The organism is Mixta sp. Marseille-Q2659 (assembly GCF_940807255.1).
GTDB lineage: Bacteria > Pseudomonadota > Gammaproteobacteria > Enterobacterales > Enterobacteriaceae > Mixta.
This window is the reverse complement of the sequence record NZ_CALNWY010000001.1, coordinates 250424-274910: the sequence shown is the minus strand read 5'-3', so window position 1 is coordinate 274910 and position 24487 is coordinate 250424. Positions and strand designations below refer to the sequence as shown.

Genomic DNA, 24487 nt, shown 5'->3' with positions numbered 1-24487 from the left:
CCTGCAGGCCACCATAACATTAATGGCGCGATAAAAGTCAGCACAGGAAGTTTCGCCCGTAAATATAAAAGCGCGTACACTATGATGACTTTTTCACCTGTACAGCAAATAACTATGTCTGATATTTCCCTGATTAATCGTCCCCGCAGATTACGTAAAAGCGCCGCGCTGCGCGATATGTTCCAGGAAACCTCCCTGAGCCGCAACGATCTGGCCCTGCCGATCTTTGTGGAAGAAGGCGTGGATGATTACAAAGCTATCGAAGCGATGCCGGGCGTGATGCGCATTCCAGAAAAACGTCTGGCGTATGAAATTGAACGTATTGCCAAAGCGGGCATTCGCTCAGTGATGACATTCGGCATTTCCCATCATACCGACGCCACCGGCAGCGATGCCTGGCAGGAAAATGGTCTGGTGGCGCGTATGTCGCGCATCTGCAAAGATGCGGTGCCGGAAATGATCGTGATGTCCGATACCTGCTTCTGCGAATACACTTCGCACGGCCACTGCGGCGTCCTGTGCGATCACGGCGTGGACAACGATGCCACGCTGATTAACCTTGGCAAGCAGGCGGTGGTCGCGGCGCAGGCGGGTGCAGACTTTATCGCGCCTTCGGCGGCGATGGATGGCCAGGTGGCGGCGATCCGCCGGGCGCTGGATGAAGCGGGCTTTACCGACACCGCGATTATGTCCTACTCCACCAAATTCGCTTCATCGTTCTACGGCCCGTTCCGCGAAGCCGCCGGCACCGCGTTGAAAGGCGATCGTAAAACCTACCAGATGAACCCGATGAACCGTCGCGAAGCGATCCGTGAATCATTAATCGATGCAGCTGAAGGTGCAGATTCGCTAATGGTGAAACCGGCGGGCGCCTATCTTGATATTTTGCGCGATATTCGCCAGCGCACCGAGCTGCCGCTGGCGGCGTATCAGGTCAGCGGCGAATACGCGATGATCAAGTTTGCCGCTCAGGCAGGCGCGATCAATGAAGATGCGGTGATCCTTGAGAGTCTCGGCGCTATTAAGCGTGCCGGCGCGGATATTATTTTCAGCTATTTCGCGCTCGATCTGGCGGAGCGTAACCTGCTGTAATGGCCAACAGGCAGCCTGGCGGCTGCCTGCATTTTTTACTTACCTTTATTTTTCCCTCAGATTTTACTCTTCCCGTCCCACAAACTAAGGTAACCCTTAACGTTTTTTATTGTTGTTAGTGGTCAGCGCGCTTTCCCGCTTAAGTTGCGCCTTTTCTGACCGATACTGTCACGGACAGTAAATAACTATAAAATTTGAAAGGCCCCTTTATGAAAACACCAAAAATCCCTGCAGATGAGTCTCAGCGCCTGAGCGAGCTTCATGCGCTAAAAATATTAAATACACCTGCCGAGGAGCGTTTCGACCGTCTGACGCGCCTGGCAAAACGTCTGTTTAACGTCTCGGCATCGGTAGTAAGCCTGCTGGATGCGGAGCATCAATGGTTTAAGTCGGGTGACGGCATAACTGCCAGCCACACGACGCGCGACATCTCTTTCTGCGGCCACGCGATTCTGCAAGATGATGTGATGGTGGTGGAAGATGCCTGTGAAGATCCGCGTTTTTACGATAATCCGCTGGTAACCGGCGAGCCGCATATTCGTTTTTATGCCGGCTGTCCGCTGCGCGCGCCAAACGGGGCGAAAGTCGGCACGCTCTGTATTCTTGACAGCCAGGCCCGCGTCTTTGACGCCGATGATGCACATGCTCTGCGCGATCTCGCTTCGATGGCGGAGGCGGAGCTGGTGAATTTCCAGGCGGCCACCTCCGATGAGCTGACGCAGATCTCTAACCGCCGGGGCTTTATGACGCTGGGACAGATGCTGCTGAAGGAGTGTACGCTGCGCCACTGCTTCGCCTGCCTGGCCTTTTTCGACCTGGATAAGTTTAAAGAAATCAACGACAACTTTGGTCATCGTGAAGGCGATCGTGCGCTGATGGATTTTGCCGATGCCCTGAAAATCAGCTTTCGTCAGTCGGCGCTGTTTGCGCGTCTGGGCGGCGATGAGTTTGTGGTGCTGTTTATCGATATGGATCAGCAGCAGGCAAATGAACGGCTGGATGCGTTTCGCCTTGAGCTGAACCGCTATATGCAGCCGCTGGATCGCCGCTACCGCCTCGATTTTTCGGTGGGCATGGTGGAGTTTGATCCGGCACAGCCGCAGCCGTTAACCGCGCTGTTAAATCAAAGCGACAGCATTATGTATCAGCATAAAAAAGCGCGTCGTCAGCAGCGTTAAACCGCTGCTGCGTTTTCCGTCGCGCACTGCCACCAGTGCGCAGGATTACAGAGCGTGCGATGCCAGGCCAGCAGCCTGGTAACATCCAGTTGCTGTAGTTGAGCAAAGGCGGCTGGCGAGGCGAGATCGGGAAAAGCCAGCGTCTGACGCGCCTGTTCTGACACCTCGCCCTCCGGTTGTAGCCGCTGCCATAACCGCTCGCGCTTCTCCGCCAGTTCATCCGCGGTTATGTTGCCGATCTCACCTTCCATCGCCGCCAGAAAATCCTGAATATGCTGCAACAGCGCGTCCGCCGACAGCTGCGGTGACTGCAAGGCGAACAGCACGCCCGTGCGATCGGCAACCTGATGGAAGCTACTGCTCACTACATAGCCTACCTGCTGCTCAACGCGCAGGCGCTGGAAAAACGCGGGCTGATAAATCAGCGCCAGCAGACGCCACGCCAGCTGAGCTTCCAGATCGGGCTGCGTCAGCGGACAAAACAGCAGCAGCGCCGTATCGCCCGCCACCTGGCTGAGGCAATGCCGCTGCGCCGCCAGAGGATCGTAACGCTGCCAGCCCGTTGTCGCCTGCACGCAACCCGGCAACCGGCTCAGTAGCCGGGCCAGCTGCTGATGCAGCGCCGCATTACCGCCCACCAGCGCCGCCTGCCAGCTTATTTTATTCAGCGCATCGCACTCAGGCGATAGCGCCAACAGCCAGCGCGGTAGCTGATTAAGCAGACGACGCACCGGGATCTCGCCCAGATCTTTTTGCTGTTGCCGCAGCCAGGCGCGCGCGCCCTGCTCTAAAGAGGTTAACGTCTGCAGCCGCGCGATCGTGGCCGCCAGCGCCGATCGCATCACCTCTGGCTTGCCGCTCAGCTGGATCTGCCAGATCCCCTGCTGCTGCGCTACGTTTAATATTCCGCCCTGATGCGCCAGGCTGGCTGACAGCGCTCGCAGCGCCGCTTGTAATGCGTAACCCAGCGTATCGCTAATCGGCGCATCCAGCGTGGGACGCAGGATCAATACCGCGGGCTGATGGCCCGACAAATGCAGCAACGGCACCGACGTGTCGGGTAAGTCCGACGGTTCAGGCAGCGGCGGAAACGGCCAGAAGCGTAGTGGCAGAGGCGCGAGATCGGCAGAGGTGGCTGACCCTGCCGCCGTTGCCGCACCAGTAAAAGGCGCGCTGATAAACTGAAAGCCTGCCGAGGTGACCGTATCGCCGCAGGCCGTTTCATCAAACCAAATGCGGCTGACGTCTGCCGCCTGAAGCTGCGCCAGCCAGCACCGCCATGCCGTTATATCCAGCGCTTCCGGCGGCGCAAAGCCGAAAGCCTGTTCGCGTAAGCGGTCAAGCGCGCTTTTAGCCGCAAACTGGCGCTGCGCCAGCTGCAGGTAATGCGTAAGCTGTTCAGCGGTTAAGAGCGCAAGCCTGGAAAACCACTGACGCAGCGCCTTTTCCAGCAGCGCGGTCAGTTCAGGACGTGACTGCACCGGAAGAAAACCGATCGCCAGCAGCGCCGCGCCGCCGCCGCGCCAGACCTCCTGCACACTGACGCCGTCGCAGATTTCGCGGGCGCGCAACCAGGCCAGCAGACTGCCTTCCGCCTCATCCAGCAGCAGTTGCTGAAGCAGCGCGCAGCAGCCCGCATCGCTCTCCCGCCAGCGATTAAGCGCAAAAGTCAGCGTTAACTGCGTGGCACCGGAAAGACGCACGATCGCATCGCCGCGCGCCGACAGGCGGACGGGCGGCAACACAGGCTCAGAAGAGAATGCGCAAGACGGCAATAGCGCGCCGCAGCGCTTAGCGATTGAAGCCAATTCCTCTGTTGATTGCGGGCCGGAAAGCCAGAGCGTCATCGCGCCAGCTTCATAGCGCTGGCGATGGAAATCCTGTAGCGCCAGACGCAGCCGGGAAAGATCCGCGCCAAAGCTGGCGCGGCTGCCGACGTGAAAACGCTGCATCGCCAGCGGGCCGTGAAAAAAATGCCGCTGCGCCACGCCGCGTAGCGTCTGCGCATCGTGCTGCAGCAGGTGGTATTCGGCGTCAATCACCTCCACTTCCTGCGCAACGGCTTCCGGCGTAAACAGCGGGGCCGCCAGCATATCCACCAGCCGCGCCAGCCCTGCCTCCAGCTCGCTGGCGGGCAGGCTGAAGAAAAAGGCGGTGCGATCGGTATGCGTGGTGGCGTTAAGACGTCCGCCCTGCGCGGGCACCCAGCTCATTAGCCGCTGCGTGCCGGTATAGCGGACGCTGCCGGTAAACAGCAGATGCTCAAGCAGGTGCGCCAGGCCGGGCCAGCAAGCGGGCTCATCGTCGCTGCCGCAGGCAACCTGCAACAGCGCGGCGGCCTCCTGCGCCTGCGCATCATGCCGCAGCCGCACCGTCAGGCCGTTATCCAGCCGTAACGTGGCCGCCTGCGACATCAGGCATTCGCCTTGAAAATCAGCTGGGAGTTTACGCGGTTACGGAACTGAAGCTGACCGATCTGCATTTGCGTACAGTTGGCCTGCTCACGCGCCGCCAGGATTTTGCCATGATGCGGCGATTTGGCGCAGACCGGATCGGCGTTGTCCGCATTGCCGGTTAGCATAAAGGCCTGACAGCGACAGCCGCCGAAATCCTTCTCTTTTTCATCACAGGAGCGGCAGGGTTCCGGCATCCAGTCAAAGCCGCGATAGCGGTTAAAACCGAAAGATTCATACCAGATATGCTGCAAGTCATGTTCCAGCACCGACGGGAACTCTACCGGCAGCTGGCGCGCACTATGGCACGGCAGCGCGGTGCCTTCTGGCGTTACGCTGAGGAAAATCGCGCCCCAGCCGCCCATGCAGCCTTTCGGTCGCTCTTCATAGTAATCGGGCGTGACAAACAGCAGGTTGGTCAGGTTGCCGCTTTCCGCCATGCGTTCGCGGTACTGCTTCACCACCTGCTCGGCGCGCTCGATCTGGTCGCGCGTCGGCAGCAGGCCTTCGCGGTTCAGCTGCGCCCAGCCGTAGAACTGACAGGTCGCCAGCTCAACGTCGTCCGCTTCCAGTTCGATGCAGAGTTCGATAATGCGGTCGATCTGGTCGATATTGTGGCGATGCAGCACAAAGTTCAGCACCATCGGATAGCCGTGCTTTTTCACCGCCCGCGCCATCTCCAGCTTCTGGCGAAACGCTTTTTCCGAACCGGCCAGCGCCGCGTTCAGCGTTTCATCGCTCGCCTGGAAGCTGATCTGGATATGATCCAGTCCGGCCTCGGCGAAGCTGTCCAGCTTCTTCTCGGTCAGGCCGATGCCGGAGGTAATCAGGTTGGTATAAAAGCCCAGATTGCGCGCCGCAGCGATCAGCTCCGGCAGATCTTTGCGCACCAGCGGCTCGCCGCCGGAGAAGCCAATCTGCACGCTGCCCATCGCACGCGCCTGGCGAAAGACCTCGATCCACTGTTCGGTGGTCAACTCTTTATCCTGCTGGGCAAAGTCGAGCGGGTTGGAGCAATAAGGACACTGCAGCGGGCAACGATAGGTCAGCTCCGCCAGCAGCCACAGCGGCGGATTGACCGCCGGTTTCCGTTCAGTCACGGAAGATAATCCACTTCTGTTCATAGGCCTGGCCAAAAAATTCGGTTACGTCGTTACCCAGATCGGGCACGCCGGGAAAGCGCATATTCAGCTCGGCGATAATCTCGCCCAGCGTGCGCTTGCCGTCTACCAGCAGCAGGATCTCCGCCGCGCTGCCGTTCAGTTTTGCCATGCCTTCCGGGTACAGCATTACGTGGCAGTTTTGCGCCTCTTCCCACTGCAGGCGAAAGCCCCGGCGGAACTGCGGAGTTTGTGAAGCGTTGATTTCCATTACACCAGTCTCGTTTTATGCCAGGCGAGATCCGCCGTTACCGTGTGATAAGGCGGACGTTTCAGCTCGTAAGCCATTGTCATTGAATCGAGCATGCTCCACAGGATGTCCAGTTTAAACTGCAGGATCTCCAGCATGCGCTGCTGCTTCTCTACCGTGTCGCAATATTCCAGCGCCAGCTGCAGCCCATGTTCCACATCGCGGTTCGCCTGGCTCAGGCGGCTGCGGAAATAGTCGTAGCCTTCCGCCTCGATCCACGGATAGTGCTGCGGCCAGCTGTCGAGGCGCGCCTGGTGGATCTGCGGCGCAAACAGTTCGGTAAGCGAACTACAGGCCGCTTCCTGCCAGTTGGCGCGACGGGCGAAGTTAACGTAGGCGTCAACGGCGAAGCGCACGCCCGGCAGCACCAGCGCTTCCGACTCGACCACTTCGCGCTTCAGACCAACTGCCTCGCCCAGCCGCAGCCAGGCTTCAATGCCGCCTTCGCTGCCGCCGAAGCCGTCGTGATCGAGAATGCGCCGCACCCATTTGCGGCGCACCTCCGGATGCGGACAGTTCGCCATAATGGCGGCATCCTTCAGCGGAATATTGGTCTGATAATAGAAGCGGTTAGCGACCCAGCCCTGAATCTGTTCACGCGTCGCACGGCCGTTGTGCATCGCAATGTGATACGGATGATGAATATGGTAGTAAGCGCCTTTGGCGCGTAGCGCCTGTTCAAAAGCCTGCGGTGAAAGCGGCTGTGCCTGCGTCATGGTTATACCTCGATTAACATGCCATCCCAGCTCACTTCGATGCCCTCTCGCGTCAGGCTTTGGCGCTCGGCGGACTCTTCATCCAGGATGGGATTGGTGTTGTTAATATGAATCAAAATTTTGCGCTCCGCCGGTAAGCCCGCCAGCAGCGCGGCCAGGCCTTGCTCTTCGGCAAGCGCCAGGTGGCCCATATCTTTTCCGGTATTCTGGCCGACGCCGGTCGCCGCCAGTTCGTTATCGCGCCACAGCGTGCCGTCGATCAGCAAGCAGTCCGCCTTTTGCAGCCACGGCATTAACGCGCTGTCCGGCTCGCCCAGCCCCGGCGCATAAAGCAGGCTTTTACCGCTGTTACCGTCTTCAACGAACAGCGCCACGTTGTGGCCCGGCAGCGGACGGTTGCGGTACTGCGAATAAGGCGGCGCGTTGCTGAGCAGCGGAATGGCGGTAAAGCGCAGGCTCTGGCAAACGCTGACGCTAAAACTCTCTTCCGGCACAATCTTGTGGTGGATCAGGCCACCATTCCAGTGAGAGAGCATGGTAAAGACCGGGAAGCCGGTGGTGAGATCCTGATGAACCTCATGCGTACACCAGACGTGGTGCGGACAGCCTTCACGTAAATTGAGTAAGCCCGCGCTGTGATCGATTTGGCTGTCGGTGAGGATAATGGCGCCAATGCCGGTGCCGCGCAGCACGTCGGGATTATTCAATTCAGGCGAAGCCAGCAGCTGATGGCAAATATCGGGCGATACATTGCACAGCACCCAATCTTTGCCGTTATCGCTGATGGCGATGGAGGATTGTGTGCGCCGGGAGGTTTTCATGGTGCCGTTACGCACGCCCTGGCAGTTTTTACAGTTACAGTTCCATTGCGGGAACCCTCCGCCAGCTGCGGAGCCGAGAACTTTGATCTGCATGTGATAACCGGGAAAGGAAGGAAACAGGCCCGCGAAGCACGCGGGCACAGGGATTAACGGTTGGAAATGTACAGCGTAACTTCCAGACCCAGACGAATATCTTCAAATGCAGGTTTGATCCATGCGGACATAGGGCTTCTCCTCTTGGTGTGAAAACGACGGATTGTCACCATTAATTGCGGCAGGCAACCCGCAACTTGTCAAATATGAAAATTTGGCAGCGCAGATGTTGCTCTAATGTGACCTGGATCGCAACTTTTCTATTGACCCCACGTGCGCTTCAGCACCCGCAGCCAGTTGCGCCAGGCGAGCTTCTCCTGCAGCGCATCGTCAATGCCCGCTGCGGCCAACGCCGCGAACAGCGCGGGCATGCCCGTTACGTCTCCTAAACTCTCCGGCACGCTGATGCCATCAAAGTCGGATCCGAAACCAACTCGCTCCTCGCCTAATTTATCAAGCAGGAAACACAAATGTTTAACAATCTCGTTAAGGGATGTGTCGGCGTTGCGCTGGCCGTCGGCACGTAAAAAGGCGTTGCCGAAGTTGACGCCAACAAAGCCGTCGCTGGCGGCGATGGCGTCCAGCTGCGCATTGGTCAGATTGCGCGGCTGAGCGCACAGCGCATGGGCGTTGGAATGGGTGGCGACCAGCGGTGCATCGCTTAGCTCTGCGGTTTGCCAGAAGCTTTTTTCATTCATATGCGAGAGATCGATCAGCAGCCGCTTTTCATTACAGGCGCGGATCAGCGCCTTGCCCGCCGCCGTCATGCCGTCGCCAGTATCGGGTGAGCCGGGAAAGCTGCCGTTGACGCCGACGCCGAAGCGGTTCGGCAGATTCCAGAACGGGCCTATGCTGCGTAACCCCTGCTGATAAAAGCGATCCAGCAGCGTCAGCTCCGCATCGAGCATCTCAGCGCCCTCAATATGCATCACCAGCGCCAGCACATCCTGTTGCAGGCACTGTTCAATATCCGTGGCCGTACGGCAGACGCGCGCGCGTCCGGCCGATTCGTCCGCCAGCCGGTGCAGAATGGCGATTTGCGCCTCGGCGATCGCCAGCGCGTCGTGCTGCGCCTCAAGGCTGGAGACTTCCAGTTTGCGCTCACCCGCGACCCAGGCGACCGGCGGTACAAACACCGCAAACAGGCCGCCGGCAAAACCGCCCTGGCGCATACGCGGGAAGTCGAGATGGCCCTGCTCCCGACCGGCAAAAAACGGCGTTACCGGATCGTCGGCATGATTGACCCACAGGCGCAGCAACAGATCGTTGTGGCCATCAAAAAATTTTCCTGCATTTATCATGGAATTAACCGATAGCCTAAACCTGAATGCTTAACGGCAGCGCGGCCGTTAAGCATGATGGCGGCGAGAGAGTTTTCCGCCTTTCTGAATGAGAAGCGTGCCGTTAAATGACATTTCCTTGTTCTTCAGAACGGAAAACGATCAGTCAAACGACGTTTTCTCGCCTTTCAGTACGGGGAACGATCAGTTTAACGTAGCCAGGTCGTCAATCAACGCCTGATTGAATTTCTCCGGCTCCTCCATTTGCGGCGCGTGTCCCATGCCGTCAAACTCGACCAGCCGGGCGCCAGGAATGCGTTTGGCCGCATCTTTACCCAGAACTTCATAGTGACCCAGCTTCGCTTTCACCTCCGGCGAGGCGATGTCGCTGCCGATGGCGGTGGTATCCGCGGTGCCGATAAACAGCGTGGTAGGCACGCGCAGTTCCGACAACTCATAGTAAACCGGCTGGGTAAAGATCATGTCGTAGATCAGCGCCGAGTTCCAGGCGACTTTTTTATGTCCCGGCCCGCTGTTCAGCCCGGCCAGCATATCCACCCACTTGTCATATTCCGGCTTCCACTGACCCGAATAGTAGGTTTGCTGCTCATACTTTTTAATGCCTTCCGCCGACAGCTTCAGCTCGCGCTCGTACCATTGATCGACCGAACGCCAGGGCGCACCCTTCGCTTTCCAGTCTTCCAGGCCGATCGGGTTGACCATCACCAGCTTTTCCGTCTGCTGCGGATACATCAGCGCGTAGCGCGTCGCCAGCATGCCGCCGGTCGAGTGGCCGATGATAATGGCTTTATTCACGCCGAGGCTTTGCAGTAGCTGATGCGTATTGTTAGCCAACTGCTGGAAGCTGTACTGGTAGTTTGCCGGTTTGGTCGAGGTACAGAAGCCAATCTGATCCGGCGCGATAACCCGATAACCCTGCTGGCTCAGCGCGCGGATGGTGCTTTCCCAGGTAGCGCCGCAGAAGTTTTTGCCGTGCATCAGCACCACTACGTGACCATTGGCGTTGCCGACGGGCTTAACATCCATATAGCCCATGCTGAGCGGTTGCTGCTGAGAGGAAAAGGAGAAATGCTGTAGCGGATAAGGCATCGGAAAGCCTTCCAGCTGCTCGCCATACGAGGCGGCGGCAGCGTTGCCCGCCGCCAGCATCAGTGCAATCGCGCCGGCCATGGACGTTAGCTTGTTCATTATTTTGCTCCTGTGGAATGTAAGCCGCCGGAAGCGGCAAGAAACAACCAGTACGGCAAAATATAAGCATAAACGGGCTGGCCGGAAGCCTTATTCAGGTAAAAGCAGGTAAAGACGCTGAATCAAAAGCTAAAGCGATAACCCGCGTTAAACTGGCGCTGGTTAAATTGCTGGCCGGTGCTGGTGTCGCCTTCAAGATAGACAACATGATGGCCGGCGATTTGCGCGCTGATATATAAACCCACATGGCTGGCGTTTAGATCGCCGCTGCCGGAAGCATAATGCGCGTTGCCGTGGGTGATGCCCATAAACGCGCCCAGCAATACCGGCGTCTCCGGCACGATCTGTTTATCCACGCCAAACTGCATGCCGGAATAGCTCAGGCTGAAGCGGCTCAGCTTGCCGCTGGCGAAATCGTCAACGCGTCCGCCGATGCCGCGGATCCAGCCATCGCCGAGGCTGTTTTTCTGCCGCAGATCGCCAAAGCGCTGAAGCAGCGTCTGGGTTTCCGCATAGTTAATCAGATAGTTGATGTTGAGGAAGTTAGCGCCAGCATCGGCGCTGCTGGAGATCTCCGGTTTAGCGGGCGCAGGCTTTAGCGATGTTTCCGGTACGGAGGCTGGCTTCTCCACCGTCTCTGGCTCGGTTACCGGTGCCGATTCTGGCGGTGTCGGCACGGGCTTTTCCTCCGGCTCCGGTTCGATCACCGGTGCGGATTCCGGTGGCGTCGGCGCGGGTTCCTCTGCGACGGCGGCAAGCTGCCAAAAATATCCGCCTGGCCGCTCAGGTTGATACGGCTGGCGCGATAGCCTTCGTTATGTTGCGTACCGATAGCCGTCTCCAGCGGCGAAGCCATGTTAATAACGGTCTTTCCGGTTAAATCAATGTCGCTGGCGGTCATAGCATAGACGCCTATGCTGCCGTCATTCCCGGTAATGGAGAGGTTATCGCCCTGCACATAGCCGCCGCCCAGCGCCCAGATGCAGACGGCCCCTTCGCCATGCGTTTCGATGGCGCTTTGTTGGCCTAAATCAACCTCAGAATCAGGTTGGATATTAATGCCGTAGGCATAATCACCCGTCGTATTGCTCGCAAGACGGTTCGCCTTCAGGCTGGCGGGCGCTTTCTCCGTACCGCTATCACGGCCAAAAATATAGATGCCGGTCGCCTGTTCCCCCTGCGTTTGAATCAGCGAATTTGTGCCAAGATCCGCCCACGTTCCCGTATCGGTAATATAAAGGCCGCTGCCTAAACCTTGCGTAATAATGGTCAGCGCAGCAGCACGTAACGACGTGGCATGGCTCTGATAGATCCCATTCGCCATCATTGAATTACTGGTTAAGGCTATTTTACTGCCGCTGCCTAAATCCAGACTGGCGTTGTTTGCATCCACTTCAATGCCATAACGACCATTAATTTCCACCGTTAACTGTTGCGCATTTAAAACGGCATTATTACCTTTCAGCATAATGCCGCCAGCAAGCGGGCCATCAACATGAATAGTTACGTTTTTCCCAACGCCGGCGTGCTATCGCTGTCGTTTATGCTGTTACAAATGGCGCAAAGATTATTTTCGCCGCCCGTAACCGTAATAGTATCGCCATCGTTTAGCGTCAGCGTGCTGCCCTTCTTTACGGTAATCGCCTCCAGAATATCGGCAGCGCAGGCTGCCGGGCTGAAGAACGCCAGAGTTAGCGACAGCGTGCCGGCCAAGGTAACCAGCCGCCGTATAAAACAGGTTAAAGGCGTGAGTTTCAATAAAGGAACCTTGGTAATGACTCCAACTTACTGATAGTGTTTTATGTTCAGATAATGCCCGATGACCTTGTCATGCAGCTCCACCGATTTTGAGAACGACAGTGACTTCCGTCCCAGCCTTGCCAGATGTTGTCTCAGATTCAGGTTATGTCGCTCAATGCGCTGAGTGTAACGCTTGCTGATAACGTGCAGCTTTCCCTTCAGGTGTGATTCGTACAGCGGCCAGCCATCCGTCATCCATACCACGACCTCAAAGGCCGACAGCAGGCTCAGAAGACGCTCCAGTGTGGCCAGAGTGCGTTCACCGAAGACGTGCGCCACAACCGTCCTCCGTATCCTGTCATACGCGTAAAACAGCCAGCGCTGACGTGATTTAGCACCGACGTAGCCCCACTGTTCGTCCATTTCAGCGCAGACAATCACATCACTGCCCGGTTGTATGCGCGAGGTTACCGACTGCGGCCTGAGTTTTTTAAGTGACGTAAAACCGTGTTGAGGCCAACGCCCATAATGCGTGCACTGGCGCGACATCCGACGCCATTCATGGCCATATCAATGATTTTCTGGTGCGTACCGGGCTGAGAGGCGGTGTAAGTGAACTGTAGTTGCCATGTTTTACGGCAATGAGAGCAGAGATAGCGCTGATGTCCGGCAGTGCTTTTGCCGTTACGCACCACGCCTTCAGTAGCGGAGCAGGAAGGACATCTGATGGAAATGGAAGCCACGCAAGCACCTTAAAATCACCATCATACACTAAATCAGTAAGTTGGCAGCATTACCAGGAACCTTTACTGACATCCGTTTCTCCTTAAGCGTCATGCTCTTCTGCAATTGAAATAATTCATTCCCGCAATGCGCACCGAAAATAAATACCCACCCGCATTTCATTGCACAGAAAAATAGTGAAAGGCATCCCTAAAAACGTAGCATCGGTATTAAATTAACAACCTTATCGAAAGTTATTATTTTATTAACCCGCCGAAAAAAATATTACAACAGCCCTGTCATTTATTTTATGCAGAAATTTAAAAAAGAAATTTTCTTAATTCAGCAGGTAAGCGAAACGGGGTTCAGAACAAAAAATAGCTGATTCATTTTATCGATTTATTGCCGCCGGAATTAAGCAGTTCTTCTACACTTAACTTATTAACCAGAACAAGGAGAAGAATAATGAATGAGCAATTGCGCCAGGCGGCTTCCGAACTGGGAGAATGGCTGACCTCCGCCAGGGTGAAGCTGGCGACGGCGGAATCCTGTACCGGTGGTCTGGTCAGCATGTCGATGTGTTCCGCCAGCAGCAGCGCCGATTATTTCAGTAGCGGCTTTGTCACCTATACCAATGAGGCCAAAATGCGTTTGCTGGACGTAGATCAACGGACGCTGGAAAAATTTACCGCCGTCAGCCAGCCAACGGCGCGAGAGATGGCGGCGGGCGCTAAAGCGCAGTCGGGCGAAGCGGTAAGTCTGTCGGTAACCGGCTATGCCGGTCCTGACGATGGCCCTGACGGTACGCCGGCAGGCACGATCTGGTTTGGCTGGGGTTTGCCGGACGGCACCGTCCGGGCGGAACTGAAGCACTTTACCGGCGACAGCGAATCCGTCATTAACCAGGCGGCGCTGTTTGCGCTAACTCGCCTGACGGCGCTGCTGAAAGAGACAAAGGAGTAAGCGAAAAGCGATAGTAAGGGATTAAGGCGCGCCACTGCTGTGGCGCATCCCTATTCTTCCTGGGCGGCAACGATTAAACGTGACGCAGCGTTTCGGTAAGGCCAGGCACCAGGATCACCTTGCGGCACTCCTCCTCGCGCTTTTCAAAAATCTTATAGGCCTCTTCCGCCTGATCCAGCGGCATATGATGCGTAACGATCTCTTCCGGCCGGATTAAGCCCTGCTCGATTAAATTCAATAATTCCGGCAGATAAGCCTGAACGTGCGTCTGGCCCATACGGAAAGTCAGCCCCTTATCAAAGGCGTCGCCGAACAGGAAACCGTGAATAAATCCGGCGTAAACGCCAGGCACGCTGACGATCCCGCCGCGCCGCACGGCTGCAATACACTGTCGCAGGGCTTTACCGCTGCTGCCTTCCAGCTTCAGGTTAGTCATCACGGTTTCGGTTAAGCTGCCTTTCGCCTCAAAGCCTACCGCGTCAATTACCGCATCGACGCCGCGGTGATTGGCGGTATTTTCAATAATAAAAGCGGCTGGATCGTCATTTTCATCAAAGTTAATCGGGATCACGTCGTAACGCTCCTGGGCAAACGCCAGGCGGTAGGGATGGTGATCAACCATAAAGATTTTTTCTGCCCCTTGCAGACGTGCGCAGGCAGCGGTTAACAAACCCACCGGACCGGCGCCGAAAATCGCCAGACTGCTGCCTTTCGTCACCTGTGCATTTTTTACCGCCTGCCACGCAGTGGGCAGAATATCGGACAGAAACAGAACCTGATCATCGGCCAGCACCTGCGGCACCTTAAACGGCCCAGTGTTAGCTTTCGGCACGCGCACATATTCCGCCTGACCGCCCGGCACGCCGCCATACAGCTTGCTGAAGCCAAACAGCGCGGCGGGCGAGGTAATCTGCTTTTTATTCAAAATAGCGCCGCGTCCGGGGTTGGTGGTTTCGCAGGCGGCATACTCCTGCAGGCGGCAGAAAAAGCAGTCGCCGCAGGCGATAACAAAAGGAATGACCACGCGGTCGCCCTTCTGTACGGCGGTGACGTCCCGTCCCGCTTCCACCACTTCTCCCATAAACTCATGACCAAAAATATCGCCGTGAGACGTACCGGGAATTTTGCCGCGATAAAGGTGCAGATCGGAACCGCAAATCGCCGTAGCGGTGACACGCAGGATAATGTCGTCGGCTGCTTCCAGTCCCGGATCGGGAACGTTATCAACTTTGACGCGATGAGGGCCATGATAAGTCAATGCTTTCATTGCCTTTCTCCAGGCTGGGGAACAAATGAGATGAGGATCTCCTGATGGGGGCAATGTAAAAAAAACCCGCGTAATGCGGGGTGCGCATCTGCGCCAACACCAGGGAATTTATTAATTAAAATTTAGTATCTGACCGGGATTGCGCAAGTAAAAAGCCGAGAAAAGGTGCTTTTTTGGGTAATGACTCCAACTTACTGATAGTGTTTTATGTTCAGATAATGCCCGATGACCTTGTCATGCAGCTCCACCGATTTTGAGAACGACAGTGACTTCCGTCCCAGCCTTGCCAGATGTTGTCTCAGATTCAGGTTATGTCGCTCAATGCGCTGAGTGTAACGCTTGCTGATAACGTGCAGCTTTCCCTTCAGGTGTGATTCGTACAGCGGCCAGCCATCCGTCATCCATACCACGACCTCAAAGGCCGACAGCAGGCTCAGAAGACGCTCCAGTGTGGCCAGAGTGCGTTCACCGAAGACGTGCGCCACAACCGTCCTCCGTATCCTGTCATACGCGTAAAACAGCCAGCGCTGACGTGATTTAGCACCGACGTAGCCCCACTGTTCGTCCATTTCAGCGCAGACAATCACATCACTGCCCGGTTGTATGCGCGAGGTTACCGACTGCGGCCTGAGTTTTTTAAGTGACGTAAAACCGTGTTGAGGCCAACGCCCATAATGCGTGCACTGGCGCGACATCCGACGCCATTCATGGCCATATCAATGATTTTCTGGTGCGTACCGGGCTGAGAGGCGGTGTAAGTGAACTGTAGTTGCCATGTTTTACGGCAATGAGAGCAGAGATAGCGCTGATGTCCGGCAGTGCTTTTGCCGTTACGCACCACGCCTTCAGTAGCGGAGCAGGAAGGACATCTGATGGAAATGGAAGCCACGCAAGCACCTTAAAATCACCATCATACACTAAATCAGTAAGTTGGCAGCATTACCGCTGTCCGTTATCAGCGCCGGCGTAATTTACTCCTCATTAACCAGAGATAAGCGTCACTTTTCCTGCCTGACGCAATATCACGCTCATAACGACGGCGTCAGGGCGAATATGCTGATGCGCTTTCATTTTGATGATACGTCCGGCTTTGTAATGCTCAACGGCGAATTTATTAATGAAGCGGGCCATCATAAAGTATTAAGCTGGAAAGTGCTGTTCGACTTTCAGGTGAACAAAGACAAATATTTATTAACTTCAATAGCGATTATTCCCGCAGCGTTTGATGAAACCGACGATCGGGCGCTTTCACGTCTGATTGATGGTTTTTATATTAAGGCTAACCAGCCTGCTCAATACGCTATTTATCATAATGGCAGCGGGGATTATATTTTTATGAACGATGACCATCCCGTTTTGGTTTGTGCGGAAAGCTAACGCCTTAGCTGAACGCGGACGATGACTGGCGCTGACGTAATCGGCCAGACTGACCTTTTCAGGCTCCGCCAGCGTGCGCCGTAACGGAGTCTGCTTTTTATTCTCTGCGTAGTTACAATGACCAGCCTCGCTCTGGCAAGCGCTAGCTTAATCGTGCGGCAACCAGCGCGTGGCCGACGCGCCAGCATCATAACGAATGGCGGACGGCAACGTGATCAGCTCAATCAGCACGCCAAATGGAGTACGGCAAAACCAGGTCTGGTTTCCCTTGCCTTCTTCCTGAGCGAAACAATCATTCGGCCCGTCGAACATCTCTGCGCCGTGTTGCTTCATTCTTTCACCAGCCTGGTGAATATCATCGACATACACTGAAAAATGGGTGATGCCGGGCTGACCAATAGAATCGCTGTGCGGCGCAATCTCCGGCTGCAGCTGAAACAGCTCAACGTTACAGCCATTCTGCAAACGCAGCATGCTCAATCCAACCACTTTCATTTCCGGCGGAAACCCATTTACCGGCGTCATGCTATCCCCATCAATCGCCTTTTCTGGCTTGTCCGACGGTACGATGCGATACAACACGCTGGCATCCAGCGCCTTAATAAAGAACTGCTCCGCAGCGTTAAGATCGGACACGGTCAGGCCGATATGTTCAATACCTTTGATTGTCATGGTGTTTCTCCTTCAGTCCGTTGGTAAACAGAAAGCGTAGAAGAAAAAAAGTGCGTACCGCCAACAGGCGGCAGAATACTTTCACCGGCAATCAGCGTACGGCGCGTTTTTATCATGCACAACGAGAAGGTTTGGCGGCATTAACAAGGCGAGAGAGGGCTCGCCCTGAAAGGTTTAGAGCGCCTGCGCACAGGCCCAGGCGGAACTCCAGGCCCACTGGAAGTTATAGCCGCCCAGCCAGCCGGTCACGTCCACCACTTCGCCGATAAAATAGAGGCCGGGCACATCGCGCGCTTCCATCGTTTTTGACGAAAGCTGCGTGGTATCGACGCCGCCCAGCGTGACTTCCGCGGTGCGGTAACCTTCGGTGCCGTTGGGCTGTACGCGCCAGCGATGCAGCGTGTCGGTCAGCTCGCGCTGCTGCTTGCTGTTAAGCTGTTTGAGCGTCACTTCCGGCACCAGACCTAAGGCCTGCAGCACCTCCACCAGCCGTTTCGGCAGCGGCTTCGCCAGGGTATTTTTCAGGCTCTGGTTCGGGCGAGCCTGGCGCTCTTCATTAATAAAGGCTTCCAGATCCAACTCCGGCGACAGGTCGATGGTGACAAACTCGCCCGGTTGCCAGTAGCTGGAGATTTGCAGCACCGACGGCCCGGACAAGCCACGATGGGTAAACAGCATCGCCTCTTTGAAGCGCTTACCGTTCTCCGCTTCAATTACCGTTGGCAGCGAAACGCCGGACAGCGTTTGCAGCTGTTCCAGCAGCGGCTTATGCAGCGTAAAGGGCACCAGCGCCGCACGCGTCGGATAAACCCGCAGGCCAAACTGTTCCGCCAGGCGATAGCCGAACGGCGATGCGCCCAGGCCCGGCATCGATAGTCCACCGCTGGCGATAACCAGTTTTTCCGCCAGCACCTCTGCGCCGTTCAGTTTTACCAGCCAGCCCGCCTCTTCACGACTGACCGCCAGCACTTCGCTGCGCAGCCGCAGCGTTACCTGCCCTTTCTCACACTCCGCCATCAGCAGATCGACAATTTGCTGCGCCGACTCATCACAAAACAGCTGGCCGAGGGTTTTCTCGTGATACGCGATGCCATACTGATTGACCAGCCCGATGAAGTCCCACTGGGTATAGCGCGCCAGCGCCGACTTACAAAAATGCGGATTATGCGAAAGGTAAGCTGCCGGTTCGGTATAAAGATTGGTGAAGTTACAGCGCCCGCCGCCGGACATCAGGATTTTGCGGCCCGGTTTCTTGCCGTTATCCAGCAGCAGAACGCGTTTTCCGCGTTGACCAGCCTGAGCCGCGCAAAACAGCCCGGCGGCGCCTGCGCCAATAATGATAACGTCATACTTTTCCACTGCTCACTCCTGCCGACGGGGCAAAAACCGCGATTGTACCAGGGCGTTCAGAGGCAAGCCAGCGTAACAAGATTAGTGGGAAAGTAACATAATGTAACTAACGGATTTATTGGCTTTTTTCCTGTCTGATGACGCGCGTTTTACACTTTTAAGGCAAAAAAAGTCTATATTTTTCTTTCCCCCGGCGCGGTTTGTCGCTGATAATGCGCCGCGTTCATGTCCCCGAAAATGGCGTAACGCTTATGCTACATCTGTTTGCTGGTCTCGACTTTCATACCGGCCTGTTATTAGTACTTGCTCTGCTATTTGTCCTGTTCTACGAAGCGATTAACGGCTTCCACGATACGGCGAATGCGGTAGCAACCGTGATTTATACGCGTGCGATGCGTGCGCAACTGGCCGTCGTGATGGCCGGGGTGTTTAACTTTTTTGGTGTGCTGTTAGGTGGTTTAAGCGTTGCTTATGCCATTGTCCATTTGCTTCCTACCGACCTGCTGTTGAATGTCGGATCGGCGCACGGGTTAGCCATGGTCTTCTCCATGCTGCTCGCCGCTATTATCTGGAACCTGGGAACCTGGTATTTTGGTTTACCCGCGTCCAGCTCCCATACGCTTATCGGCGCGATTATCGGTATCGGCCTGACCAATGCTTTGGTTAACGGCACCTCTGTCGTCGATGCGCTCAATATCCCGAAAATGATCAGCATCTTCGCTTCGCTGATTCTGTCGCCGATTATCGGCCTGGTGGTCGCGGGCGGCTTGATCTTCCTGCTGCGTCGCTACTGGAGCGGCACCAAAAAGCGCCGTCGTATTCATATGACGCCTGCCGATCGTGAAAAAGAAGACGGCAAGAAAAAGCCGCCGTTCTGGACGCGTATCGCGCTGATTGTTTCCGCTATCGGCGTTAGCTATTCCCACGGTGCGAACGATGGCCAGAAAGGCATCGGTCTGATTATGCTGGTGCTGATCGGCGTCGCGCCCGCAGGCTTCGTGATTAATATGAACGCCTCCGGCTACGACATTACCCGTACGCGTGATGCGGTTAACCATCTGGAGCAGTATTACAGCCAGCATGGTAAGACGCTACAGCAGGTGGTTGAGCTGGCACCACCGGCGCTGCCGACGCCGGATGAAGTGGCTTCCGCGCCGAAAGAGTTTCACTGCGACAGTTCGCGCGCGCTAATCGCCATTAACCATGCGCAGCAGATGCTGAATAACCTTTCCGGTTACGACGCGCTGAGCGTGGAACAGCGCAGCCACCTGCGTCGTTTGCTGCTCTGCATCTCCGACACCGCTGAGAAAGCGGCCAAAATGCCGGATACCAGCAATGAAGATAAGCGTTTCCTCGGCGAGCTGAAAAGCGATCTGCTGAATACCGTCGAGTATGCGCCGGTCTGGATTATCATTGCCGTGGCGCTGGCGCTGTCGCTCGGTACCATGGTGGGCTGGCGTCGTGTCGCTACTACTATCGGCGAGAAGATCGGTAAGAAAGGCATGACCTATGCGCAGGGCATGTCGGCGCAGGTCACTGCTGCCGTATCGATTGGCGTTGCCAGCTATACCGGCATGCCGGTTTCCACGACGCATATCCTGTCGTCATCGGTGGCCGGCACCATGCTGGTCGATGGCGGCGGCGTTCAGAGCCGCACGATTAAAAGCATCGCGCTGGCCTGGATCTTTACGCTGCCGATTTCCATTCTGCTCTCCGGCTGCCTCTACTGGGTAGCGCTACAGCTGATCTGATGTCGCTACGGGCCGGGTAATACCGGCCCGTTTTTTTAGCGCTTAATGCCAGATCGCCAGCCCCACCAGACTGATTACCACCATGCCACATAACGCGCTGGTCAGAACAAACTGTCCGCGCACACGCTCACAGCGGCGGATAAATTCCTCGTCATGATGATCCAGGTAGTACCGTTTCCAGATATAGCGAACCAGCCTGACCTGTTTACTCGGCTGGCCGTGCGCAGTAAAAAATCCAGCGCCGTCGACATATTGATAGAGCAAGGGATCGCATCCGCGTAGCACGATCAATAACGCCCGCAGCGATGAAAAATAACGCGCCATATTTACCAAACAAACCACACATAAAGCCCAGAAAAGCGCGATGGTGCTAATCATATGTCTCCTCCCGGCTGACGGCCGCAGCAGCGCGCCCGGCGGGGTTACGCTGAATGCGCCCCACGATGGCTCGCTCACCACTACAGAACCGGTCTGAATTATTTTTGCATAAAAACGGGCGGCGTCCCGTCAAAGCGGGATCGTTACGATTTAGTGTAGGAGATGTGTTTAAATTTTTTCCAGCTTCAATTTTCATTACGGACGAAAAGCGGGTAAAACACTCCTTGATCCGGCTCGCAAAGCGGGCTTGCCGGAGGCCCATTTGTTAACAACTGGCGCTATACTGACACTGTGTGACACATGGAAGGAGTTCCGTCATGGCTTATAAACATATTCTGATTGCCGTTGATCTTTCGCCGGAAAGTAAACTGCTGGTTGAAAAAGCGGTTTCGCTGGCGCGTCCTTACGATGCCAAAATTTCGTTGATTCATGTCGACGTGAATTATTCCGATCTCTATACCGGCCTGATTGACGTTAACCTCGGCGATATGCAGAAGCGCATTTCCGAGGAAACGCACCATGCGCTGACCGAACTGTCGCAGGGCGCGGGCTATCCGGTTAGCGAAACGCTGAGCGGCAGCGGCGACCTGGCACAGGTGCTGGTTGAAGCGATTAAGAAGTATGACGTGGATTTGGTGGTGTGCGGTCATCATCAGGATTTCTGGAGCAAGCTGATGTCGTCAGCTCGCCAGCTAATCAATACGGTGCATATCGATATGCTGATTGTGCCGCTGCGCGATGAGGATGAAGAGTAACGTCTGACGCAAAGCGCTGGTCAGCTTAGAACGTGCCGGGTTGCGGGCAACGGAAAAAGCTAAAAGCGGCAACAGGAAACGCTAAAAGCGCCGGACGTGCAGGCAAAGGCGTCAGGCGTTGTCAGCAAGTTCTGAGTTAACAACACGGTGCCTGCGCAGGGAGTGCAGGCCGATCGTAAAGACGCAAAACATGCCATCCCTGGCAGCTCGGCCCGCGCCATCCCTGGCGCGGGCCGCTTTACTCTTCTGCCTGCACACCCTGCGCTTTACGTTGAGAGTCCGTTTGTCAGAATAAAGAGTGACGTTCTTCAGCTAGTTGCTCTTTGGGCTGGGAAACTGTTGCCAGGGTAAGAGTAGAGTTTTCAGTCGGTTGACTTTAAATGGAGAGCTATTTTGCCAGGGCACGTTGGAAGACGGTTTCCCCTGGCAAATATGACATTTATGCTCTCAGGCCGACAGCGGCGGATAGATATCGAAGCGATGGCTTTTGGTTGTGACCGCTGACTGCGTCGCCACATCCGCCAGCGGCGGCGCATAGTCCGGGCGCTTCACCACCACCCGTTTTTTCGCCAGTCTGCGCGCAGGCAGCAGCAGCCCGTCCGCATCCATATCCGCGCCCACCAGCGACTGAAACACCCGCATCTCTTTCTTAACCAGCGCGCTTTTCTGACGATGCGGATACATCGGATCGAGATAAACCACGTCCGGCGCGGGCGCAATCGACTCCAGCGCCGTCAGGCTGGAGGCGTGCAGCAGCGTCAGACGTTCACGTAGCCAGCCGCCAATCTCCGCATCCTGATAGCCGCGCTGCAGTCCGTCATCCAGCAGTGCCGCCACCACCGGGTGCCGTTCCAGCATCCGTACGCGGCAGCCAATCGCCGCCAGTACAAAGGCATCGCGCCCCAGCCCGGCGGTTGCATCCACCACGTCAGGCAGATAACCGCTCTTAATGCCGACCGCTTTGGCTACCGCTTCGCCGCGCCCGCCGCCGAAACGACGCCGGTGCGCCATCGCGCCGCCAACAAAATCGACCCAGATTCCGCCCAGCTTCGGCTCATCGCGCTTACGCAATTCCAGATGCGTTGGCGTCATCACCAGCGCCATCACCGACTGTTCATTTTGCTCCAGCCCCCAGCGGGCGGCTAAAACAGATAAGGCACCGTCTCCGGTGCCTGATTCATCAACTAACGCTATTTTCACGCCTGCCGTTATCCCTGAATACCGTAGTGTTCCAGCATCGCATCCAGCTGCGGCTCACGGCCACGGAAGCGTTTAAACAGCTCCATCGGCTCTTCGGAACCGCCGCGCGTCAGGATGTTATCGAGGAAGGACTGCCCGGTTTCGCGGTTGAAAATCCCTTCCTCTTCAAAGCGGGAGTACGCATCCGCTGCCAGCACATCGGCCCACAGATAGCTGTAGTAGCCCGCCGCATAGCCGCCCGCGAAAATATGGCTGAAGGCGTGCGGAAAACGGCCCCAGGACGGACTCGGCACCACGGCGACCAGCTTTTTCACCTCGGCGAGGGTTCCAGAATCTGCGCGCCTTTGGCAGGATCGAACTCGGTGTGCAGACGGAAATCGAACAGGCCAAACTCCAGCTGACGCAGGATAAACAACGCCGCCTGATAGTTTTTCGCCGCCAGCATTTTATCCAGCAGCTCCTGCGGTAGCGGCTCGCCGGTCTCGTAGTGACCAGAGATAAACGCCAGCGCTTCCGGCTCCCAGCACCAGTTTTCCATAAACTGACTCGGCAGCTCGACCGCATCCCACGGCACACCGCTGATGCCGGATACGCCCGGAACATCGACGCGCGTCAGCATATGATGCAGGCCGTGACCGAATTCATGGAACAGCGTGGTCACTTCGTCATGGGTAAACAGCGCCGGTTTGCCGTTCACCGGACGGTTAAAGTTACAGGTCAGGTAGGCGACCGGTTTTTGCAGGCTGCCGTCCGCTTTGCGCATCATGCCGACGCAGTCATCCATCCAGGCGCCGCCGCGTTTGTTTTCACGCGCGTAAAGATCCAGATAGAAGCTGCCGCGCAGTTCGCCGCTTTCGTCATACAGATCGAAGAAGCGCACCTCGGGATGCCAGACATCAACATCTTTCCGCTCTTTGGCGCTGATGCCGTAAATGCGTTTTACTACTTCAAACAGGCCGTTAACCGCGCGCTCTTCCGGGAAGTATGGGCGCAGCTGCTCATCGCTGATGGCGTACAGATGCTGCTTCTGCTTTTCGCCGTAGTAAGTAATATCCCAGGGCTGCAGCTCATCCACGCCGTGCTGCTGTTTGGCAAAGGCGCGCAAACGCTCCAGCTCTTTTTCCGCCTGCGGACGGGCGCGCTGCGCCAGATCGGTCAGGAAGTCGATCACCTGAGACGGGCTTTGCGCCATTTTGGTCGCCAGCGATTTATGGGCATACGAATCGAAGCCCAGTAGTTGCGCCAGCTCATGACGCAGCGCCAGCTCCTCGGCCATGATCGGGCCGTTATCCCATTTACCGGCGTTCGGTCCCTGATCGGAGGCGCGCGTTGAGTAAGCACGATACATCTCTTCGCGCAGCGCCTGGTTATCGCAGTAGGTCATTACCGGCAGATAGCTGGGAATATCCAGCGTTAACAGCCAGCCTTCCTGACCTTTGGCTTCCGCCTGAGCTTTTGCCGCCGCCAGCGCGCTTTCCGGCATACCGGCCAGCTCGTTTTCGTCGGCGATCAGCTTGCTCCAGCCCATGGTGGCGTCCAGCACGTTGTTGCTGTAGGTTGAGCCCAGCTCAGACAGGCGCGCGGCGATTTCACCGTAGCGCTGCTGTTTTTCTTTCGGCAGGCCGATGCCCGATAGCTCGAAATCACGCAGCGCGTTATCCACTGCTTTTTTCTGCGCCAGGCTCAGCTGCGCGTAATTATCGCCCTCTTTCAGGTTGCGATAGGCCTGATACAGCCCTTCATGCTGGCCCACCCAGGTACTGTATTCCGACAGCAACGGCAGCGTCTGCTCATAAGCCTGACGCAGTTCCGGGCTGTTTTTTACCGAGTTCAGGTGGCTGACCGGCGAGAAAATACGGCCCAGGCGATCGTCCACCTCCGCCAGTGGCTGGCACAGATTGTCCCAGCTGTGAGGGGCGCCCTGCGCCACCACCTTTTCTACCGTCTCACGACACGCCTTCAACGCCTGCTCAACGGCGGGCACCACGTGTTCCGGCTGAATGGCGGAGAAAGGAGGAAGAGTAAATGGCGTTAATAATGGATTGGTCATCGCGCAGTC

Annotated in this window: 24 protein-coding genes and 1 pseudogene; 6 read left to right on the top strand and 19 right to left on the bottom strand. The window is 56.4% G+C overall.

Going from position 1 to position 24487, the window contains the following annotated elements; all coding sequences use genetic code 11:
- Nucleotides 1-114: 114 nt before the first annotated feature.
- Both hemB and P3C52_RS01290 read left to right on the top strand, forming a co-directional pair.
- Nucleotides 115-1092 carry a porphobilinogen synthase gene (hemB, locus tag P3C52_RS01295; protein WP_275553422.1) on the top strand — a complete coding sequence of 326 codons (978 nt, stop codon included), beginning with the start codon at nt 115-117 and terminating at the stop codon, nt 1090-1092.
- A gap of 209 nt (nt 1093-1301) precedes the next feature.
- Complete coding sequence (locus P3C52_RS01290; RefSeq protein ID WP_275553421.1) at nt 1302-2270, top strand: sensor domain-containing diguanylate cyclase; 969 nt, start codon at nt 1302-1304, stop codon at nt 2268-2270.
- Here P3C52_RS01290 and pqqF read toward each other — a convergent pair.
- The 12 genes from pqqF to P3C52_RS01230 form a co-directional block, all read right to left on the bottom strand.
- Nucleotides 2267-4684, bottom strand: a complete 2418-nt coding sequence (gene pqqF, locus P3C52_RS01285) for a pyrroloquinoline quinone biosynthesis protein PqqF (protein ID WP_275553420.1) — start codon at nt 4682-4684, stop codon at nt 2267-2269. The two genes, P3C52_RS01290 and pqqF, sit on opposite strands and share 4 nt — an antisense overlap.
- The gene (pqqE, locus tag P3C52_RS01280) at nt 4684-5847 is read right to left on the bottom strand and encodes a pyrroloquinoline quinone biosynthesis protein PqqE (protein ID WP_275553419.1); all 1164 of its coding nucleotides are present in this window, start codon (nt 5845-5847) and stop codon (nt 4684-4686) included. Before pqqE ends, pqqF begins: the two co-directional genes overlap by 1 nt.
- Nucleotides 5816-6094, bottom strand: a complete 279-nt coding sequence (gene pqqD, locus P3C52_RS01275) for a pyrroloquinoline quinone biosynthesis peptide chaperone PqqD (RefSeq protein ID WP_275553418.1) — start codon at nt 6092-6094, stop codon at nt 5816-5818. Before pqqD ends, pqqE begins: the two co-directional genes overlap by 32 nt.
- Nucleotides 6094-6849 carry a pyrroloquinoline-quinone synthase PqqC gene (gene pqqC, locus P3C52_RS01270; RefSeq protein ID WP_275553417.1) on the bottom strand — a complete coding sequence of 252 codons (756 nt, stop codon included), beginning with the start codon at nt 6847-6849 and terminating at the stop codon, nt 6094-6096. The genes pqqD and pqqC overlap by 1 nt, the downstream gene beginning before the upstream one ends.
- A 2-nt stretch (nt 6850-6851) precedes the next feature.
- A complete protein-coding gene (gene pqqB / locus P3C52_RS01265; RefSeq protein WP_275553416.1) occupies nt 6852-7763 on the bottom strand; it encodes a pyrroloquinoline quinone biosynthesis protein PqqB in 912 nt (303 codons plus the stop codon).
- Nucleotides 7764-7816: 53 nt separating this feature from the next.
- Nucleotides 7817-7894 carry a pyrroloquinoline quinone precursor peptide PqqA gene (gene pqqA, locus P3C52_RS01260; RefSeq protein WP_275553536.1) on the bottom strand — a complete coding sequence of 26 codons (78 nt, stop codon included), beginning with the start codon at nt 7892-7894 and terminating at the stop codon, nt 7817-7819.
- Nucleotides 7895-8023: 129 nt separating this feature from the next.
- The gene (locus tag P3C52_RS01255) at nt 8024-9064 is read right to left on the bottom strand and encodes a dipeptidase (RefSeq protein WP_275553415.1); all 1041 of its coding nucleotides are present in this window, start codon (nt 9062-9064) and stop codon (nt 8024-8026) included.
- Between the two features lie 183 nt (nt 9065-9247).
- A complete protein-coding gene (locus P3C52_RS01250; protein WP_275553414.1) occupies nt 9248-10252 on the bottom strand; it encodes an alpha/beta hydrolase in 1005 nt (334 codons plus the stop codon).
- A gap of 122 nt (nt 10253-10374) precedes the next feature.
- The gene (locus P3C52_RS01245) at nt 10375-10959 is read right to left on the bottom strand and encodes an autotransporter outer membrane beta-barrel domain-containing protein (RefSeq protein ID WP_275553413.1); all 585 of its coding nucleotides are present in this window, start codon (nt 10957-10959) and stop codon (nt 10375-10377) included.
- On the bottom strand, nt 10956-11720 hold the full coding sequence (locus tag P3C52_RS01240; RefSeq protein ID WP_275553412.1) for a hypothetical protein: 765 nt from the start codon (nt 11718-11720) through the stop codon (nt 10956-10958). The genes P3C52_RS01245 and P3C52_RS01240 overlap by 4 nt, the downstream gene beginning before the upstream one ends.
- Before the next feature lie 35 nt (nt 11721-11755).
- Entirely contained in the window at nt 11756-12010 is a 255-nt protein-coding gene (locus P3C52_RS01235; protein ID WP_275553411.1) for a hypothetical protein, read from the bottom strand.
- A gap of 27 nt (nt 12011-12037) precedes the next feature.
- Nucleotides 12038-12735 (bottom strand): IS1 family transposase gene (locus P3C52_RS01230; RefSeq protein WP_275553408.1). Its coding sequence is split into 2 segments (ribosomal slippage): nt 12038-12486 and nt 12486-12735, totalling 699 coding nucleotides; the frame shifts between segments, so codons are not numbered across the junction.
- Nucleotides 12736-13180: 445 nt separating this feature from the next.
- Here P3C52_RS01230 and P3C52_RS01225 point away from each other — a divergent pair.
- Nucleotides 13181-13678 (top strand): CinA family protein, encoded by a 498-nt coding sequence (locus P3C52_RS01225; RefSeq protein ID WP_275553410.1) that lies wholly within the window; start codon nt 13181-13183, stop codon nt 13676-13678.
- 73 nt (nt 13679-13751) lie between these two features.
- On the opposite strand, the gene P3C52_RS01220 is transcribed toward P3C52_RS01225, so the two are convergent.
- Together P3C52_RS01220 and P3C52_RS01215 are read right to left on the bottom strand one after the other, a co-directional pair.
- A complete protein-coding gene (locus P3C52_RS01220) occupies nt 13752-14945 on the bottom strand; it encodes a zinc-dependent alcohol dehydrogenase (protein ID WP_275553409.1) in 1194 nt (397 codons plus the stop codon).
- 191 nt (nt 14946-15136) lie between these two features.
- Nucleotides 15137-15834 (bottom strand): IS1 family transposase gene (locus tag P3C52_RS01215; protein ID WP_275553408.1). Its coding sequence is split into 2 segments (ribosomal slippage): nt 15137-15585 and nt 15585-15834, totalling 699 coding nucleotides; the frame shifts between segments, so codons are not numbered across the junction.
- A gap of 41 nt (nt 15835-15875) precedes the next feature.
- Between P3C52_RS01215 and P3C52_RS01210 the strand changes: the two genes are divergently transcribed.
- Nucleotides 15876-16322: a hypothetical protein gene (locus P3C52_RS01210; RefSeq protein WP_275553407.1), complete on the top strand. Its 447-nt coding sequence runs from the start codon at nt 15876-15878 to the stop codon at nt 16320-16322.
- Between the two features lie 147 nt (nt 16323-16469).
- Here P3C52_RS01210 and P3C52_RS01205 read toward each other — a convergent pair whose 3' ends face one another.
- Both P3C52_RS01205 and P3C52_RS01200 read right to left on the bottom strand, forming a co-directional pair.
- A complete protein-coding gene (locus P3C52_RS01205; RefSeq protein WP_275553406.1) occupies nt 16470-16994 on the bottom strand; it encodes a VOC family protein in 525 nt (174 codons plus the stop codon).
- A gap of 174 nt (nt 16995-17168) precedes the next feature.
- On the bottom strand, nt 17169-18353 hold the full coding sequence (locus P3C52_RS01200; protein WP_275553405.1) for an NAD(P)/FAD-dependent oxidoreductase: 1185 nt from the start codon (nt 18351-18353) through the stop codon (nt 17169-17171).
- Nucleotides 18354-18595: 242 nt separating this feature from the next.
- Here P3C52_RS01200 and pitA point away from each other — a divergent pair, with 242 nt between their 5' ends.
- Entirely contained in the window at nt 18596-20095 is a 1500-nt protein-coding gene (gene pitA / locus P3C52_RS01195) for an inorganic phosphate transporter PitA (RefSeq protein ID WP_275553404.1), read from the top strand.
- A gap of 42 nt (nt 20096-20137) precedes the next feature.
- Here the strand turns inward: pitA and uspB are convergent, their stop codons facing one another.
- Nucleotides 20138-20473: a universal stress protein UspB gene (gene uspB / locus P3C52_RS01190; RefSeq protein ID WP_275553403.1), complete on the bottom strand. Its 336-nt coding sequence runs from the start codon at nt 20471-20473 to the stop codon at nt 20138-20140.
- 317 nt (nt 20474-20790) lie between these two features.
- Here uspB and uspA point away from each other — a divergent pair, with 317 nt between their 5' ends.
- Nucleotides 20791-21228 (top strand): universal stress protein UspA, encoded by a 438-nt coding sequence (uspA, locus tag P3C52_RS01185; RefSeq protein ID WP_085068757.1) that lies wholly within the window; start codon nt 20791-20793, stop codon nt 21226-21228.
- A gap of 447 nt (nt 21229-21675) precedes the next feature.
- Here the strand turns inward: uspA and rsmJ are convergent, their stop codons facing one another.
- Together rsmJ and prlC are read right to left on the bottom strand one after the other, a co-directional pair.
- Nucleotides 21676-22428 carry a 16S rRNA (guanine(1516)-N(2))-methyltransferase RsmJ gene (gene rsmJ / locus P3C52_RS01180; protein ID WP_275553402.1) on the bottom strand — a complete coding sequence of 251 codons (753 nt, stop codon included), beginning with the start codon at nt 22426-22428 and terminating at the stop codon, nt 21676-21678.
- A gap of 8 nt (nt 22429-22436) precedes the next feature.
- Nucleotides 22437-24478, bottom strand: a pseudogene (gene prlC, locus P3C52_RS01175) (oligopeptidase A).
- Nucleotides 24479-24487: the final 9 nt, after the last annotated feature.